Genomic DNA, 14,642 nt, shown 5'->3' on the forward strand with positions numbered 1-14,642 from the left:
CATGGGCGCGGCGACTGTGGGGCGCGAGACACCGGCCGGCGACCTGCGGCTGGCCAACCTCACCAAGCGGTTCGGCATCTTCACCGCCGTGGACGACCTCAGCCTGACCATCCCGCAGGGCTCGTTCTTCGCCCTGCTCGGGGCGTCCGGCTGCGGCAAGACCACCACCCTGCGGATGATCGCCGGGCTGGAGGAGCCGACCAGCGGGCAGGTGCTGCTCGGCGACCGGGACATCGCCCGGCTGCGCCCGTACAAGCGGCCGGTGAACACCGTGTTCCAGAGCTACGCGCTCTTCCCCCACCTGAACGTCTTCGAGAACGTGGCCTTCGGGCTGCGGCGGCGCGGCATCCGCTCGGTCGACGACCAGGTCAGGGGCATGCTCGCGCTGGTGCAGCTCGACGACTACGGCCACCGCCGTCCCGCCCAGCTCTCCGGCGGGCAGCAGCAGCGGGTCGCCCTGGCCCGCGCCCTGGTCAACCGCCCGCAGGTGCTGCTGCTCGACGAGCCGCTGGGCGCGCTCGACCTGAAGCTGCGCCGGCAGATGCAGATCGAGCTGAAGCGGATCCAGACCGAGGTCGGCATCACGTTCGTGCACGTCACCCACGACCAGGAGGAGGCCATGACGATGGCCGACACGGTCGCGGTGATGAACGCCGGGAAGATCGAGCAGCTCGGCGCACCCGCCGACATCTACGAGTTTCCCGCCACCGCGTTCGTGGCGAACTTCCTCGGCCAGTCCAACCTGCTCGCCGGCGAGGCCGCCGGCCCGGGCGGCGGCGAGGTGGCGGTCTCGGCGCACGGCAACCGCTTCTCGGTGCCCGCCGGCCGGGCCCGGGTCGACCGGGGGCCGGTCCACCTGGGCGTACGCCCGGAGAAGCTGCACCTGGTCGACGGAGTCGACCAGGTCCCCGCCGGGCACCAGCACGTCACCGGGGTGGTCACCGACGCCTCCTACGTCGGGGTCAGCACCCAGTACCTGCTGCGCACCGGCTGGGGCAGCGAGCTGTCGGTCTTCGTGGCCAACAGCGGCGTGACCGGCCCGCTGGCGGTGGGCAGCGAGGCGGTGGCGCACTGGGACCCGCGGCACGCCTTCCTGCTGCCCCGGGAGCCCGGCGAGCACGATCGGACCACGCCGGTCCTGGACGAGCCGGTGGGTGCCTCCTCGTGACAGCCCTCGCGCACATGCCCGGTTCGGGGCGGTCGGCGGCGCCCCCGCCCACCCGCCGGTCCGGTCGGCACCGGTTCCTGCCGTACCTCCTCCTGCTGCCCGGCGCGGCATGGCTGTTCCTCTTCTTCGCCGTGCCGCTGTTCCAGCTCGCCGCCGCCAGCCTCTACGACCCCGCCGGCTCGCTCGCCACCGGGTACGCGCTGACCTGGGCGGTCGGCAACTACCCGGACGCGCTCGCGGCGTACTGGCCGCAGTTCACCCGGTCCTTCGTCTACGCCGGCATCGCGCTGGTGCTGGCGCTGCTGATGGGTTACCCGCTGGCGTACGCGATCGCGCAGAAGGCCGGCCGGTGGAAGAACCTGCTGCTGGTCTGCGTGGTCGCGCCGATGTTCACCAGCTTCCTGGTGCGCACGCTGGCCTGGAAGACGATCCTGTCCGACAACGGCTGGGTCGTCGGGCTGCTGCGCGACGTGCACCTGCTCGCCCCCGACGGCCGGCTGCTGGCCACCCCGGTCGCGGTGGTGCTCGGCCTCACGTACAACTTCCTGCCCTTCCTGGTGCTGCCGCTGTACGCGAGCCTGGAGCGGCTGGACCACCGGCTGCTGGAGGCGGCGAGCGACCTCTACGCCAGCCCGCTGCGGGTGTTCCGCCGGGTCACGCTGCCGCTGTCCATGCCGGGCCTGGTCGCCGGCACGCTGCTGTTCTTCATCCCGGCCAGCGGCGACTACATCAACGCCGAGCTGCTCGGCACCCCCAACGAGTACATGATCGGCAACGTCATCGACTCGGCGTTCCTGGTCCGGCTGGACTACCCGCAGGGCGCGGCGCTGTCCTTCCTGCTGATGGCGGCGATCCTCGCGGTCGTCTTCGTCTACCTGCGCCGGGCCGGCACCGAGGAGGTGTTGTGACCGTGGGACACCGCATCGGTCGCTGGCTCGCCGAGCGCTGGGTGATGGGCGTGGCGCTGCTGGTGCTCGGCTACCTCTTCCTGCCGATCGCCGTGGTCGCCGCCCTGTCCTTCAACCGCCCGTCCAGCCGCCTGTCGTACGACTTCCACGAGTTCACCCTCGACAACTGGCGCAACCCGTGTGCCACCTCCGACATGTGCGACGCGGTGGTGCGCAGCGTCCAGATCGGCTTCATCGCCACCGTGGTCGCCACGGTGCTCGGCACCCTGATGGCGTTCGCGCTGGTGCGACACCGGTTCCGCGGCCGGTCCGGGATCAACGTGCTGATCTTCCTGCCGATGGCCACCCCCGAGCTGGTGATGGGCACCTCGCTGCTCGCCCTCTTCGTCTCCGCCGGGGTGCCGCAGGGCTTCTGGACCATCGTCATCGCGCACGTCATGTTCTGCGTGTCGTTCGTGGTGGTCACCGTCAAGGCGCGGCTGGCCGGGATGGACTCCCGACTGGAGGAGGCCGCGATGGACCTCTACGCCAGCGAGTGGCAGACCTTCCGGCGGATCACCCTGCCGCTGGTGCTGCCCGGCATCGTGGCCGCCGCGCTGCTGGCGTTCTCGCTGTCGTTCGACGACTTCATCGTCACGAACTTCAACGCCGGCACCACCGTCACGTTCCCGATGTACGTCTGGGGCGCCGCCCAGCGGGGCATCCCGCCGCAGGTCAACGTCATCGGCACGGCGATGTTCGTGGTCGCGCTGCTGCTGGTGCTCGCCAGCACCCTGCGCGGCCGGCGGGCGAAGCGGCTGCCATGACGCCCCCGCCCACCGGCCGGGCGCTCGCCGACGCGGCGCCCGTGCCGTACTGGCTGGACCGTCCGGAACGCCCCGACCCGCTGCCGCCGCTGCACGGCGGCACCGACACCGACCTGCTGGTCGTCGGCGGCGGCTACAGCGGCCTCTGGGCGGCGCTGCTCGCCAAGCAGGACGACCCCGGCCGGGACGTGCTGCTGGTGGAGGCGGGCACCTGCGGCTGGGCGGCGTCCGGGCGCAACGGCGGGTTCTGCGCCGCCTCGCTGACCCACGGCCTGGGCAACGGCGTCGAACGCTTCCCCGACGAGATCGGCGTGCTGGACCGGCTCGGCCGGGACAACCTGGACGCCATCGCCGACACCGTGGCCGCGTACGGGATCGACTGCGAGTTCGAGCGCACCGGCGAGCTGTCCGTGGCGGTCGAGCCCCACCAGCTCGACGGGCTGGCCGCCGACGTCGACCTGGCCCGCCGGTTCGGCCACGACGTGCGGCTGCTCGACCGCGACGAGGTACGCGCCGAGGTGGACTCGCCGACGTACCTCGGCGGGCTGTGGGACCGCGACCGGGTGGCGATGCTCGACCCGGCGAAACTGGCCTGGGGCCTGCGCCGCGCCTGCCTCGACCTCGGCGTGCGGATCCACGAGCACACCCGGGCCACCGGGCTGCGCCGCGACGGGGCCGCGCTGCGCGCCACCACCCGAGGTGGACCGTCCGGTGCGCCCGGGGCCGACGACCCGGGGCCGGGCGGCCACGGCGCCCCCGGCTCGGTGCGCGCGCGGCGGGTCGTCCTCGCCACCAACGCGTTCCCGCCGCTGCTGCGCCGGCTGCGGGCCTGGCTGGTGCCGGTCTACGACTACGCGCTCACGACCGAGCCGCTGACCGCCGCGCAACGCGAATCGATCGGCTGGCGTAACCGGCAGGGGCTCGCCGACACCGGCAACCAGTTCCACTACTACCGGCTCACCGGCGACGGGCGGATCCTCTTCGGCGGCTACGACGCCGTCTACCACTACGGCAACCGGATGGCCCCCGAACTGGCCCAACGGCCGGCCACCTTCACCGCCCTCGCCCAGCACTTCTTCGCCACGTTCCCGCAGCTCGGCGACGTGCGCTTCAGCCACCGCTGGGGCGGCGTCATCGACACCTGCACCCGGTTCTGCCCGTTCTTCGGCACCGCGTACGACGGCCGGCTGGCGTACGCGGCCGGCTACACCGGCCTCGGCGTCGGCGCCACCCGGTTCGGCGCCCGCGTGGTGCTCGACCTGCTGGGCGGCGGGCAGACCCCGCTGACCCGGCTCGACCTGGTGCGCAGCAAGCCGCTGCCGTTCCCGCCGGAGCCGTTGCGGGCCACCGGCATCCACCTCACCCGCTGGTCCCTGGCCCGGGCCGACGCGCGAGCGGGACGGCGCAACCTCTGGCTCCGTACGCTCGATCGTCTTGGTTTGGGGTTTGATTCCTGATGCGGATCCTGCTCGTCGGCGCCGGTGGGGTCGGCTCCGCCGCCGTCGCCATCGCCGCCCGCCGCTCCTTCTTCGAGACCATGGTCGTCGCCGACCGCGACCCCGCCCGCGCGGCGCGGGCCGTGGCCGGCCACGGCGACCGGTTCGTTCCCGCCGCCGTCGACGCCTCCTCGGCGGACGCGGTCGCCGCGCTGTGCCGCGAGCACCGGATCACCCACGTGCTCAACGCGGTCGACCCACGCTTCGTCATGCCGATCTTCGACGGGGCGTTCGCGGCCGGCGCGGACTACCTCGACATGGCCATGTCGCTGTCCCGGCCGCACCCCGACCGGCCGTACGCCGAGACCGGGGTCAAGCTCGGCGACGACCAGTTCGCCGCCGCCGACCGCTGGTCGGCCGCCGGCCGGCTGGCGCTGTGTGGCATCGGCGTCGAGCCGGGACTGTCGGACGTCTTCGCCCGCTACGCCGCCGACGAGCTGTTCGCCGAGATCGACGAGATCGGGGTACGCGACGGCGGCAACCTCACCGTCGACGGCTACGACTTCGCGCCGTCGTTCTCCATCTGGACCACCATCGAGGAGTGCCTCAACCCGCCGGTTATCTGGGAGGCCGGCCGCGGCTGGTACACCACCCCGCCGTTCTCGGAGCCGGAGGTGTTCGACTTCCCCGAGGGCATCGGCCCGGTCGAGTGCGTCAACGTCGAGCACGAGGAGGTGCTGCTGATCCCGCGCTGGGTCGCGGCGAAGCGGGTCACCTTCAAGTACGGCCTCGGCAACGAGTTCATCGAGGTCCTCAGGACCCTGCACAAGCTCGGCCTCGACGCGGCGTCTCCGGTGCGGGTGAGCGGCGTGACGGTCGCGCCCCGCGACGTCGTGGCGGCCTGCCTGCCCGACCCGGCGACCCTGGGCGACCGGATGCGCGGCAAGACCTGCGCCGGCACCTGGGTGCGGGGCACGGCGCGTGACGGCCGGCCGCGCGAGGTCTACCTCTACCACGTGGTCGACAACGAGTGGTCCATGACGGAGTACGGCCACCAGGCCGTCGTCTGGCAGACCGCCGTGAACCCCGTCGTCGCCCTGGAACTGCTCGCCACCGGCGCGTGGTCCGGGTCGGGGGTGATCGGCCCGGAGGCGCTGCCCCCGCGCCCCTTCCTCGATCTGCTCACCGGCTACGGCTCACCCTGGGGGATGCAGGAGCGATGACCCGCTACGGCCCGATGTTCGGCCCCGACGTCACCTTCCTCGGCGTCGACCGCTGCACCCTCGACGACCCGTCGTCCTTCGTCGACGCCGACGTCGTGATCGTCGGCGCGCCCTTCGACGGCGGCACCTCGCACCGGCCGGGCACCCGGTTCGGCCCGTCCGCCATCCGGCAGGCCTGCTACCTGCCGCACGACGGCTCCCGCCCGTCCCTCGCGCTGCGCGTCGACGCGCTGCGCGACCTGCGGGTGTACGACGCCGGCGACGTCGAGATGTTCTCCGGCGACATCGAGCGCTCCCTGGCCGCCCTGGAGTCGGCGGTCTTCGCGGTGGCGCGGGCTGGCGCGATCCCCGTCGTGCTCGGCGGCGACCACTCCATCGCGCTGCCCGACGCGACCGGCGTCGCCCGCCACTACGGGCTGGGCCGGGTGTCGCTGGTGCACTTCGACGCGCACGCCGACACCGGGGACATCGAGTTCGGCAGCCTGCACGGGCACGGCCAGCCGATGCGCCGGCTCATCGAGTCCGGCGCCGTACGCGGCGACCGGTTCCTCCAGATCGGCCTGCGCGGCTACTGGCCCGGCCCCTCAGTCCTGTCGTGGATGGCCGAGCAGCGGATGCGGTCGTACGAGATGACCGAGCTGGTCGCCCGGGGCCTGGACGACTGCCTGACCGAGGCGTTCACCATCGCCACCGACGAGTGCGAGGGAGTCTTCCTCTCCGTCGACGTGGACGTGGTCGATCCGGGCATGGCACCCGGCACGGGCACCCCGGAGCCCGGCGGGCTGACCTCCCGGCAACTGCTCGACGCGGTGCGGCGCTGCTGCTATGAGCTGCCGGTCGTCGGCGTCGACGTGGTCGAGGTCGCCCCGCCGTACGACCACGCCGACATCACCGCGTACCTGGGCAACCGCGTGGTGCTCGAGGCGCTGTCGGCCATCGCCCGCCGCCGCCGCGACGCCGCCGGCCACCCGCCCTGGACCCCGACCCAACCCCTCCTCGACTCCCGCTGATCGGAGATCACCTCGCTCGGGCGCCAGGGTGAATGTCGGGACGGGACGTCGCGGTTCGGGTGCTGTTCGTCTTCGATCCCTGGTCCCAGGCCGTCCTGCTCGTGGCAGGTAACAAGGCGCACAACTGGACGCGCTGGTACCACGACAACATTCCGCTGGCGGAGGTCGCTTACAAGGCTTGGCTCGACCATGAGAGCAGGCGAAGGGGGGAGCCGTGACCGAGTTCTACGACTGGGAAGACGTCCGTGATGAGCTTCGTGACGACGAGACGGAGCACGAGAGGGAGCGGGCGTACCGAAGCGTGGGTGAGTGCGTTCCACCTGGCTGAGGAGCGTAAGCGACTGGGGCTGACCCAGCGCCAGGTGGCCGAACTGATGGGTGTCACCCCGGGACGGGTCAGTCAGATTGAGAACGGTGACCTCGATGTCAACGAGGTCGCCACGCTGAGCCGCTACGCCGCAGCGCTGGGCGCTCGGCTCCGCATCATCTTCGACTACGGCAACGATCTGCGGCAGATCGCCTGACCGCCCGCCTGTCGACCGACCCGGGTAGGCGAGGCGGGCGGGCGGGGGCGCCCTGGTGCTGTGGGCCGACCTGGCGCGGGGGAGGGTCAGCGGAAGGCGGCGGCCTGGGTGTGGGCCCAGGTGGCGAAGGTGTGGGGTGGGCGGCCGAGGAGTCGCTCGACGGTGCCGGTGACCGTGTACGCCGTCGGGGGCGGGTTGCCCTGCCAGGACGCGAGCAGGTCGACCAACTCGTCGTCGTAGCCCGCCTGCCGCCACCGGTCGCGGGCCTGCTGCTCGGTCAGCTCGACGAAGCGCAGCTCGCGGCCGATCGCGGCGGCGATGGTGGCGAGCCGCTGCCTCGGGGTGAGCGCCTCCGGGCCGGTGAGCGTGTAGACCTGCCCGGCGTGCCCCTCGCCGGTGAGCACCTCCGCCGCGACCGCGCCCACGTCGGCCTCGTCGACGACCGCGGCCCGGACGTCGCCGAAGGGCTCCCGCACCTCGCCTGCGGCGCGGATCGACTCCGCCCAGCCGAGGGTGTTGCTCATGAAGTCGACCGCCTGGAGCATCGTCCACTCCGCACCGCCGGCGCGGACGGCGTCCTCCACCGGGCCGGGCTTGCCGTTCCACAGCACGGCGATCCGCCGGACGCCGGCCTTCTCCGCCAGCTCAACGATCTCCGGGCCCGTGCGCAGCGTGGCGTAGTCGTCGCCGCCGGTGGTGAGCAGGTGTACGCCGACGACGCCGTCCAGGGCCGCCGGAAGGGTGGCCGGATCGGTCAGGTCGCCAGCCACCACCTCCACCTCGGGCGGCAGGCCGACGGCCCGGGCGGGTTCCCTGGTGAGGGCCCTCACCGGCACCCCACGGGCCAGTAGCTCGGACACCACGTGCCGACCCACCCTGCCGGTCGCGCCGGTCACCAGATACGTCACGGAATCCTCCTTCGTCCGGTGACCACGACGCTAGGAGTTCAACCCGACTTCAGGTCAAGCGCTGCGGTGTGGCCCAGTCGGGGACGCCGGTGTGTGACCCGTGAACGGTGCGGCGCTCCCGGTCCGTACCAGGCGGCGTACGGGAAGCACGGGCGACGGGAGGGACGAAGTCGCCTCGCCGTGACGGTGCAGGGCCCCTCGCCGCGACGGCGAGGGGCCCTGCGACGGTGGCGGCCCGCCGGGGCCGTCCGTTCCGGAGACCTAGAGGGTCAGCGTCCAGGTGTCGATGTAGCCGGTGTCGCCGGAGGCGGCGTCCTGGACGCGCAGGGTCCAGTTGCCGTTACGGGTCTCCGCGGAGAGGTTGACCGTGTAGGTCTGGTTGATGTTGTCGGCGGAGCTGCCGCTGCGGTTGTGCAGGGTGTAGGCGCTGCCGTCGGGAGCGACGAGGCTGACGACCAGGTCCCCGATGTAGGTGTGCACGATCTGCACCGCGACCTTGCTGCTGGACGAGGCGGTGCCGGTGCAGCCGCTGATCGCGACGGTGCTGGTGACCGTCGCGTTGTCACCGACGGTCACGTTGGTGCCGTTGGTGCCGGTGCACTGCTGCGTGCCGGAGCCGCCCAGGTTGAGCGTCCAGCTGTTCAGGTAACCGGTGTCGCCGGCACCGGCGTCCTGGACGCGCAGCTTCCAGGTGCCGTTGGCGACCTCGGCGGACAGGTTGACGGTGTAGGTCTGCTTGATGTTGTCGGCGGAGCCGCCGCTGCGGTTGTGCAGGGTGTAGGCGCTGCCATCCGGGGCGACGAGGCTGACGACGAGGTCACCGATGTAGGTGTGCACCAGGTTCACCGCGACCGTGCTGGTGGCGCTGGCGTTGCCCGTGCAGCCCGCGATGGTGATGGTGCTCTCCACCGTGGCGTTGTCCCGGATCGTCACGTCGGTGCCGTTGGTCTGGGTGCAGCCGGTGGTCGGCGGGGGCGTGGTGCCGCCGTCGCCGAGGTTGAGCAGCTTGTTGGGCGAGCCGGTGCCGGGGCTGGTCACCACGTTGCTGGTGGCGTCGGCGACGAGCTTGTCGCGTACCTGCTGCGGGGTGAACGACGGGTTGGCGGCGAGCACGAGCGCGGCGGCGCCGACCACGTGCGGGGTCGCCATCGAGGTGCCGCTGATGGTGTTCGTGGCGGTGTTGCTGGTGTGCCAGGCCGAGGTGATCGAGCTGCCGGGGGCGAAGATGTCCAGGCAGGTGCCGATGTTGGAGAACGACGAGCGGGCGTCGGTGTTGGTGGTCGAGCCGACGGTGATCCCGGCGGGGGTGCTGGCCGGCGAGCTGTCGCAGGCGTCGGCCCCGTAGTCGTTCCCGGCCGCGAGGCCGTAGCTGACGCCGTCGGCGATGGAGCGGGCCACCGCGTCGTTGAGGGCCTGGCTGAAGCCGCCGCCGAGGCTCATGTTGGCCACCGCGAGCTGGCCGGCGGCGTGGTCGCCGGTCACCCAGTCGACGCCCTGGATGACGCCGGCGTCGGTGCCGCTGCCCTGGCAGTCGAGCACCCGGACGCCGACGAGGGTGACGCCCTTGGCCACGCCGTAGGCGCTGCCGCCGACCGTGCCGGCCACGTGGGTCCCGTGCCCGTTGCAGTCGTCGGCGCTGCCGCCGTCGATCGAGTCGAACCCGGTGACGGCCCGGCCGCCGAAGTCGCCGTGGCCGAACCGGATGCCGGTGTCGATGATGTACGCCTTCACGCCCGAGCCGGTGTTCGGGTAGGTGTACGAGTTGTTCAGCGGCAGCGCGCGCTGGTCGAGCCGGTCCAGGCCCCAGGACGGCGTGGGGCTCTGCGTACCGCTGATCCGCACGGTGTGGTTCTGCTGGACGTAGCTGATCGACGGGTCGGCGGCGAGCCGCTTGGCCTCGGCCTCGGACATCCGGGCCTCGAACCCGCGCAGCGCGTTCTGGTACGTCCGGTTGACCGCGCCGCCGTGCCGGCCGGCGAGGTCGCGCGCCCTCTTCGTGACGTCGGTCCGCCCCACGGTGGCGTCCTTGAACACGACGATGTACGACTCGTCGACGGCGGTGGGGCCGCCTGCCAGGAGGATCTGCCCCTCGGCGGGGGCGGCCGTCGCGGGTGCGCCGAACGCCACGGCGGTGGCGACGGCGGCGGTCATCACGCCGAGACGCCAGCGGCGCGCGGCAAGGTGGGGAAGTGTCATCCCTCGGGTGTTCCTCTCGCTCCTGACGGCGGGTCCCGCCATCGATCGCAATTGATCAAAGTGAGCAAGAGCGTAGATCGTCCGCGGCGCGATGTGTAGATCGATCGATGTTTGGTTACTCGGGGGAAACAAAGATAGGGGTGGGTGTGGTGCCGCCCCGCACCCGCGCCGCTACGTGCCGAAGGCCTCGTCCAGGATGTCCAGCCCTCGACGCAGCTCGGCGTCGGAGATCACCAGCGGCGGCAGGAAGCGCAGCACGTTGCCGTACGTGCCGCAGGTCAGGGTGAGCAGGCCGGCGGCGTGACACGCCGCCGAGACCGCCGCCGCGGCGACCGGGTCGGGCGTCAGGGTGCCGGGCCGGACGATCTCCACGGCGAGCATCGCGCCCCGGCCACGTACCTCGGCGACGCCGGGATCGCGGTCCGCCACGGCGCGCAGGCGCGCCGTCATCGCCGCGCCGATCCGGCGGGCCGCCCCCGCCAGGTCCAGTTCGTGCATGGTCGCGATCGACGCGAGCGCCGCCGCGCAGGCGATCGGATTCCCGCCGTACGTGCCGCCGAGCCCGCCGACGTGGACCGCGTCCATCAGGTCGGCCCGGCCGGTGACCGCGGCCAGCGGCAGGCCGCCGGCGATGCCCTTGGCCAGGGTGACCAGGTCCGGCTCCACACCCTCGTGCTCGCAGGCGAACCAGTCGCCGGTGCGGCAGAACCCGGTCTGGATCTCGTCGGCCACGAACACCACCCCGGCCGCCGTCGCCCACTCCCGCAGCGCCGGCAGGAACCCCGGCGCCGGTACGACGAACCCGCCCTCGCCCTGGATCGGCTCGATCAGCAGCGCGGCGACGTTCTCCGCGCCGACCTGCTTCTCGATCGTCTCGATCGCGCGGGCCGCGGCGGTCGACCCGTCCAGCCCGCCGTCGCGCAGCGGGTACGACATCGGCACCCGGTAGACCTCCCCGGCGAACGGCCCGAACCGGTGCTTGTACGGCATGTTCTTCGCGGTCAGCGCCATGGTCAGGTTGGTCCGGCCGTGGTACGCGTGGTCGAACACCACCACCGCCGGCCGCCCGGTGGCATGCCGGGCGATCTTCACGGCGTTCTCCACCGCCTCGGCACCCGAGTTGAACAGCGCGGACCGCTTGTCGAACGTGCCCGGGGTGAGCGCGTTGAGCTGCTCGCAGACCGCCACGTACGACTCGTAGGGGGCGACCATGAAGCAGGTGTGCGTGAAGCGCTCGACCTGCGCCCGTACCGCCTCGACCACGCGCGGCGCGGAGTTGCCGACGTTGGTGACGGCGATGCCGGCCGCGAAGTCGATCCACTCCCGGCCGTCGACGTCGACGATGGTGCCGCCCGACGCGTGGTCCACGTAGGACGCGATGGTGCTGCCGACGCCACGGGCCACAGCCGCGCCGCGCCGCTTGTGCAGTTCGTCCGAGGAGGCCATCGCGCTCAGCCCTCGATGTTGTGCATGACGTGCTTGATCCGGGTGTAGTCCTCCAGGCTGTAGACCGAGAGGTCCTTGCCGTGGCCGGAGTGCTTGAAGCCGCCGTGCGGCATCTCGGAGACGAACGGGATGTGTGTGTTCACCCAGACGCAGCCGAAGTCGAGCCGCCGGGTCATCCGCATCGCCCGGCCGTGGTCCTTCGTCCAGACCGAGGCCGACAGGCCGTAGTCGACGCCGTTGGCCCAGCGTACGGCCTCGTCCTCGTCGGAGAACCGCTGCACGGTGATGACGGGCCCGAACACCTCGTCCTGGATGATCTCGTCGGACTGGCGCAGCCCACTGACGACGGTCGGGGCGTAGAAGTAGCCGCGCTCGCCGAGGCGCGAGCCGCCGGTCCGGAGGTCGGCGTGGTCGGGGAGCCGGTCGACGAAGCCGCTGACCCGGGAGAGCTGGTTGGCGTTGTTGAGCGGGCCGTAGAGCACGTCCGCGTCGTCCGGCGCGCCGGTCTTCGTGTTGCGGGCCTGCTCGGCCAGCGCCGCCACGAAGTCGTCGTGGACGCCGGGGCCGGCGAGCACCCGCGTCGCCGCCGTGCAGTCCTGCCCGGCGTTGAAGTAGCCGCCGACCGCGATCGCCTCGGCCGCCGCCGCCACGTCCGCGTCGTCGAAGACCACCACCGGGGCCTTGCCGCCCAGCTCCAGGTGGGTCCGCTTGAGGTCGGGGGCCGCGGCGGAGGCGACCTCCATGCCCGCGCGGGTCGAGCCGGTGATCGACACGAGCTGCGGGGTCGGGTGCGACACGAGCGTACGACCGGTGTCCCGGTCGCCGCAGACCACGTTGAACACCCCCGGCGGGAAGAACTCCGACGCGATCTCGGCCAGCAGCAGCGTCGACACCGGCGTGGTGTCCGACGGCTTGAGCACCACCGTGTTGCCGGCCGCCAGGGCCGGGGCGATCTTCCAGACCGCCATCATCAGCGGGTAGTTCCACGGGGTGACCTGCGCGCAGACGCCGATCGGCTCGCGCCGCACGTACGACGTGTGGCCCGCCATGTACTCGCCGGCCGAGCGCCCCTCCAGCATCCGGGCCGCCCCGGCGAAGAAGCGGAACTGGTCGACCGCCGGCGGCAACTCCTCCTCGGCGGTGAGCTGACGCGGCTTGCCGGTGTTGCGTACCTCGGCGTCGACCAGCTCGGCGGCGCGGGCCTCGACCGCGTCGGCGAGCCGGAGCAGCGCCTTCTGCCGCTCGGCCGGGGTCGTGTCCCGCCAGGTCTCGAAGGCGTCGGAGGCAGCCCGCATCGCCGTGCCCACGTCCCCGGGCCCGGACACCGGGGCCTGTGCGAAGACCTCTCCGGTGCACGGGTCGACCAGGTCGGCGTAGCCGCCGTCGGTCGGCTCGACGTAGTCGCCGTTGACGAAGTTGCGCAGCTGCTGCTGGTCACTCATGACGGGCTCACTCCGAGAGGGGGCGGTCTGCGGCGGTTATCGCAATCTGACTGCCATCTTGGCCACTGAATTCGCGGCAGACAAGGGTTGACGCGACTGTTTCAGTGGAAGGGTCGGTCGTCTACGCTGCTCCACGTGGAGTCCGCAGCCTTCTATGTCGCCTCCCGCCCCGCCCACGGCGAGGGCGAGCTGACCGTCCACCACCCTTACGACGGGCGCACCGTCGGTCGTACCACCCTCGCCACCGCCGCCCAGGTCGAAGCGGCCGTCGCGGCAGCCGCCGGGGTGGCCGAGACGGCCGCGGCCTTGCCCGCGCACGCCCGCGCGGCGGCCCTGGACCACGTGTCCCGGCGGCTCGCCGAGCGGGCCGAGGAGATCGCGCGGCTCATCACCGCCGAGAACGGCAAGCCGCTCAAGTGGGCGCGGGCCGAGGTGGGCCGGGCGGTCTCCACCTTCCGCTGGGCGGCCGAGGAGGCCCGACGGTTCTCCGGCGAGCTGCAACGCCTCGACACCGACTCCGCCGCCACCGGGCGGATCGCCCTGGTCCGGCGGGTGCCGAAGGGGCCGGTGCTCGGCATCGCGCCGTTCAACTTCCCGCTCAACCTCGTCGCGCACAAGGTCGCCCCGGCGATCGCGGTCGGCGCCCCGATCGTCGTCAAGCCCGCCCCCGCCACCCCGCTGTCCGCGCTGCTGCTGGGCGAGCTGCTCGCCGAGACCGACCTGCCGGAGGGCATGTTCTCGGTGCTGCCGCTGCCCAACGAGCGCGCCGCCGAGCTGGTCGCCGACCCCCGGCTGCCGGTGGTGTCGTTCACCGGCTCCGGGCCGGTCGGCGCGGCGATCCGCCGGTCCGTGCCCGACAAGCACGTCACCCTGGAGCTGGGCGGCAACGCCGCCGCCGTGATCTGCGAGGACTGGAACACCGACGAGGACCTGACCTTCGCCGCGCACCGCATAGCGACGTTCTCCAACTACCAGGCCGGGCAGTCGTGCATCGCCGTGCAGCGGGTCTACGTGCACGAATGGCTCTACGACGCGTTCCTGCCCCGGCTGGTCGCGGCCGTGCAGGAGCTGCGCACGGGCGACCCGTCCGACGAGCTGACCGACGTGGGCCCGCTGGTGTCCGAGGAGGCCGCCCGCCGCGTCGAGGCGTGGGTGGACGAGGCGGTCACGGCCGGCGCCGCCATCGAGGTGGGCGGCCGGCGCGAGGGCGCCACCTACCCGCCGACGGTGCTCACCGGGGTGCCGGCGGACGCCAGGGTCAGCGCCGAGGAGGTCTTCGGGCCGGTGCTGGTGGTCGCCCGCGTCGAGCACGACCGGGCCGCGTTCGCCGCCGTCAACGACTCGGCGTACGGGCTCCAGGCGGGCGTCTTCACCCATCGCCTGGATGTCGCCTTCGCCGCGCACCGCGCCCTGGAGGTCGGCGGGGTCATCGTCGGCGACGTGCCGTCGTACCGGGCCGACCAGATGCCGTACGGCGGGGTCAAGGGCAGCGGCGTCGGGCGCGAGGGACTGCGCAGCGCGATGGAGGACTACACCGACCCGCGCGTCATGGTGCTGACCGGCGTGACGTTGTAG

12 protein-coding genes and 1 pseudogene are annotated in these 14,642 nt (G+C 72.5%); 9 read left to right on the forward strand and 4 right to left on the reverse strand.

Translation table 11 applies throughout. From position 1 onward, the window contains the following. Position 1 precedes the first annotated feature (1 nt). The 8 genes and pseudogenes from AB0G14_RS00825 to AB0G14_RS00860 all read left to right on the forward strand — a co-directional run bounded on the left by AB0G14_RS00825 (position 2) and on the right by AB0G14_RS00860 (position 7,075). The gene (locus AB0G14_RS00825) at positions 2 to 1,168 is read left to right on the forward strand and encodes an ABC transporter ATP-binding protein (RefSeq protein WP_357692387.1); all 1,167 of its coding nucleotides are present in this window, start codon (positions 2 to 4) and stop codon (positions 1,166 to 1,168) included. After that, positions 1,165 to 2,076 carry an ABC transporter permease gene (locus AB0G14_RS00830; RefSeq protein ID WP_357692389.1) on the forward strand — a complete coding sequence of 304 codons (912 nt, stop codon included), beginning with the start codon at positions 1,165 to 1,167 and terminating at the stop codon, positions 2,074 to 2,076. Before AB0G14_RS00825 ends, AB0G14_RS00830 begins: the two co-directional genes overlap by 4 nt. Beyond that, positions 2,073 to 2,882: an ABC transporter permease gene (locus AB0G14_RS00835; protein WP_357692391.1), complete on the forward strand. Its 810-nt coding sequence runs from the start codon at positions 2,073 to 2,075 to the stop codon at positions 2,880 to 2,882. Before AB0G14_RS00830 ends, AB0G14_RS00835 begins: the two co-directional genes overlap by 4 nt. Continuing rightward, a complete protein-coding gene (locus tag AB0G14_RS00840; protein ID WP_357692392.1) occupies positions 2,879 to 4,339 on the forward strand; it encodes an FAD-dependent oxidoreductase in 1,461 nt (486 codons plus the stop codon). Before AB0G14_RS00835 ends, AB0G14_RS00840 begins: the two co-directional genes overlap by 4 nt. Continuing rightward, the gene (locus AB0G14_RS00845; protein ID WP_357692394.1) at positions 4,339 to 5,541 is read left to right on the forward strand and encodes a saccharopine dehydrogenase C-terminal domain-containing protein; all 1,203 of its coding nucleotides are present in this window, start codon (positions 4,339 to 4,341) and stop codon (positions 5,539 to 5,541) included. The genes AB0G14_RS00840 and AB0G14_RS00845 overlap by 1 nt, the downstream gene beginning before the upstream one ends. Continuing rightward, the gene (speB, locus tag AB0G14_RS00850; protein WP_357692396.1) at positions 5,538 to 6,551 is read left to right on the forward strand and encodes an agmatinase; all 1,014 of its coding nucleotides are present in this window, start codon (positions 5,538 to 5,540) and stop codon (positions 6,549 to 6,551) included. Before AB0G14_RS00845 ends, speB begins: the two co-directional genes overlap by 4 nt. 32 nt (positions 6,552 to 6,583) lie before the next feature. After that, a complete protein-coding gene (locus AB0G14_RS00855; RefSeq protein WP_357692397.1) occupies positions 6,584 to 6,769 on the forward strand; it encodes a type II toxin-antitoxin system RelE/ParE family toxin in 186 nt (61 codons plus the stop codon). Then, positions 6,766 to 7,075 (forward strand): annotated as a pseudogene (locus AB0G14_RS00860) (helix-turn-helix transcriptional regulator). The gene AB0G14_RS00855 and the pseudogene AB0G14_RS00860 overlap by 4 nt, the downstream one beginning before the upstream one ends. 86 nt (positions 7,076 to 7,161) lie before the next feature. Here the strand turns inward: AB0G14_RS00860 and AB0G14_RS00865 are convergent. The 4 genes from AB0G14_RS00865 to AB0G14_RS00880 all read right to left on the reverse strand — a co-directional run bounded on the left by AB0G14_RS00865 (position 7,162) and on the right by AB0G14_RS00880 (position 13,067). Next, positions 7,162 to 7,983 carry an NAD(P)H-binding protein gene (locus tag AB0G14_RS00865; RefSeq protein ID WP_357692399.1) on the reverse strand — a complete coding sequence of 274 codons (822 nt, stop codon included), beginning with the start codon at positions 7,981 to 7,983 and terminating at the stop codon, positions 7,162 to 7,164. Between the two features lie 261 nt (positions 7,984 to 8,244). Then, positions 8,245 to 10,179 carry a S8 family peptidase gene (locus AB0G14_RS00870; RefSeq protein WP_357692401.1) on the reverse strand — a complete coding sequence of 645 codons (1,935 nt, stop codon included), beginning with the start codon at positions 10,177 to 10,179 and terminating at the stop codon, positions 8,245 to 8,247. 171 nt (positions 10,180 to 10,350) lie between these two features. Then, positions 10,351 to 11,625: a 4-aminobutyrate--2-oxoglutarate transaminase gene (gene gabT / locus AB0G14_RS00875; protein WP_357692403.1), complete on the reverse strand. Its 1,275-nt coding sequence runs from the start codon at positions 11,623 to 11,625 to the stop codon at positions 10,351 to 10,353. A gap of 5 nt (positions 11,626 to 11,630) precedes the next feature. After that, the gene (locus AB0G14_RS00880; protein WP_357692405.1) at positions 11,631 to 13,067 is read right to left on the reverse strand and encodes a gamma-aminobutyraldehyde dehydrogenase; all 1,437 of its coding nucleotides are present in this window, start codon (positions 13,065 to 13,067) and stop codon (positions 11,631 to 11,633) included. Positions 13,068 to 13,202: 135 nt separating this feature from the next. Here AB0G14_RS00880 and AB0G14_RS00885 point away from each other — a divergent pair, with 135 nt between their 5' ends. After that, complete coding sequence (locus AB0G14_RS00885) at positions 13,203 to 14,642, forward strand: aldehyde dehydrogenase family protein (RefSeq protein ID WP_357692407.1); 1,440 nt, start codon at positions 13,203 to 13,205, stop codon at positions 14,640 to 14,642.

This window comes from Micromonospora sp. NPDC023814 (assembly GCF_040639595.1).
GTDB lineage: Bacteria > Actinomycetota > Actinomycetes > Mycobacteriales > Micromonosporaceae > Micromonospora.

Excerpts from the sequence above, each read along its gene's own strand:
- AB0G14_RS00825 (WP_357692387.1), top strand. The coding sequence starts at position 2 with ATGGGCGCGGCGACTGTGGGGCGCGAGACACCGGCCGGCGACCTGCGG.
- AB0G14_RS00840 (WP_357692392.1), top strand. The coding sequence starts at position 2,879 with ATGACGCCCCCGCCCACCGGCCGGGCGCTCGCCGACGCGGCGCCCGTG.
- AB0G14_RS00845 (WP_357692394.1), top strand. The coding sequence starts at position 4,339 with ATGCGGATCCTGCTCGTCGGCGCCGGTGGGGTCGGCTCCGCCGCCGTC.
- speB (WP_357692396.1), top strand. The coding sequence starts at position 5,538 with ATGACCCGCTACGGCCCGATGTTCGGCCCCGACGTCACCTTCCTCGGC.
- AB0G14_RS00855 (WP_357692397.1), top strand. The coding sequence starts at position 6,584 with ATGTCGGGACGGGACGTCGCGGTTCGGGTGCTGTTCGTCTTCGATCCC.
- AB0G14_RS00870 (WP_357692401.1), bottom strand. The coding sequence starts at position 10,179 with ATGACACTTCCCCACCTTGCCGCGCGCCGCTGGCGTCTCGGCGTGATG.
- gabT (WP_357692403.1), bottom strand. The coding sequence starts at position 11,625 with ATGGCCTCCTCGGACGAACTGCACAAGCGGCGCGGCGCGGCTGTGGCC.
- AB0G14_RS00880 (WP_357692405.1), bottom strand. The coding sequence starts at position 13,067 with ATGAGTGACCAGCAGCAGCTGCGCAACTTCGTCAACGGCGACTACGTC.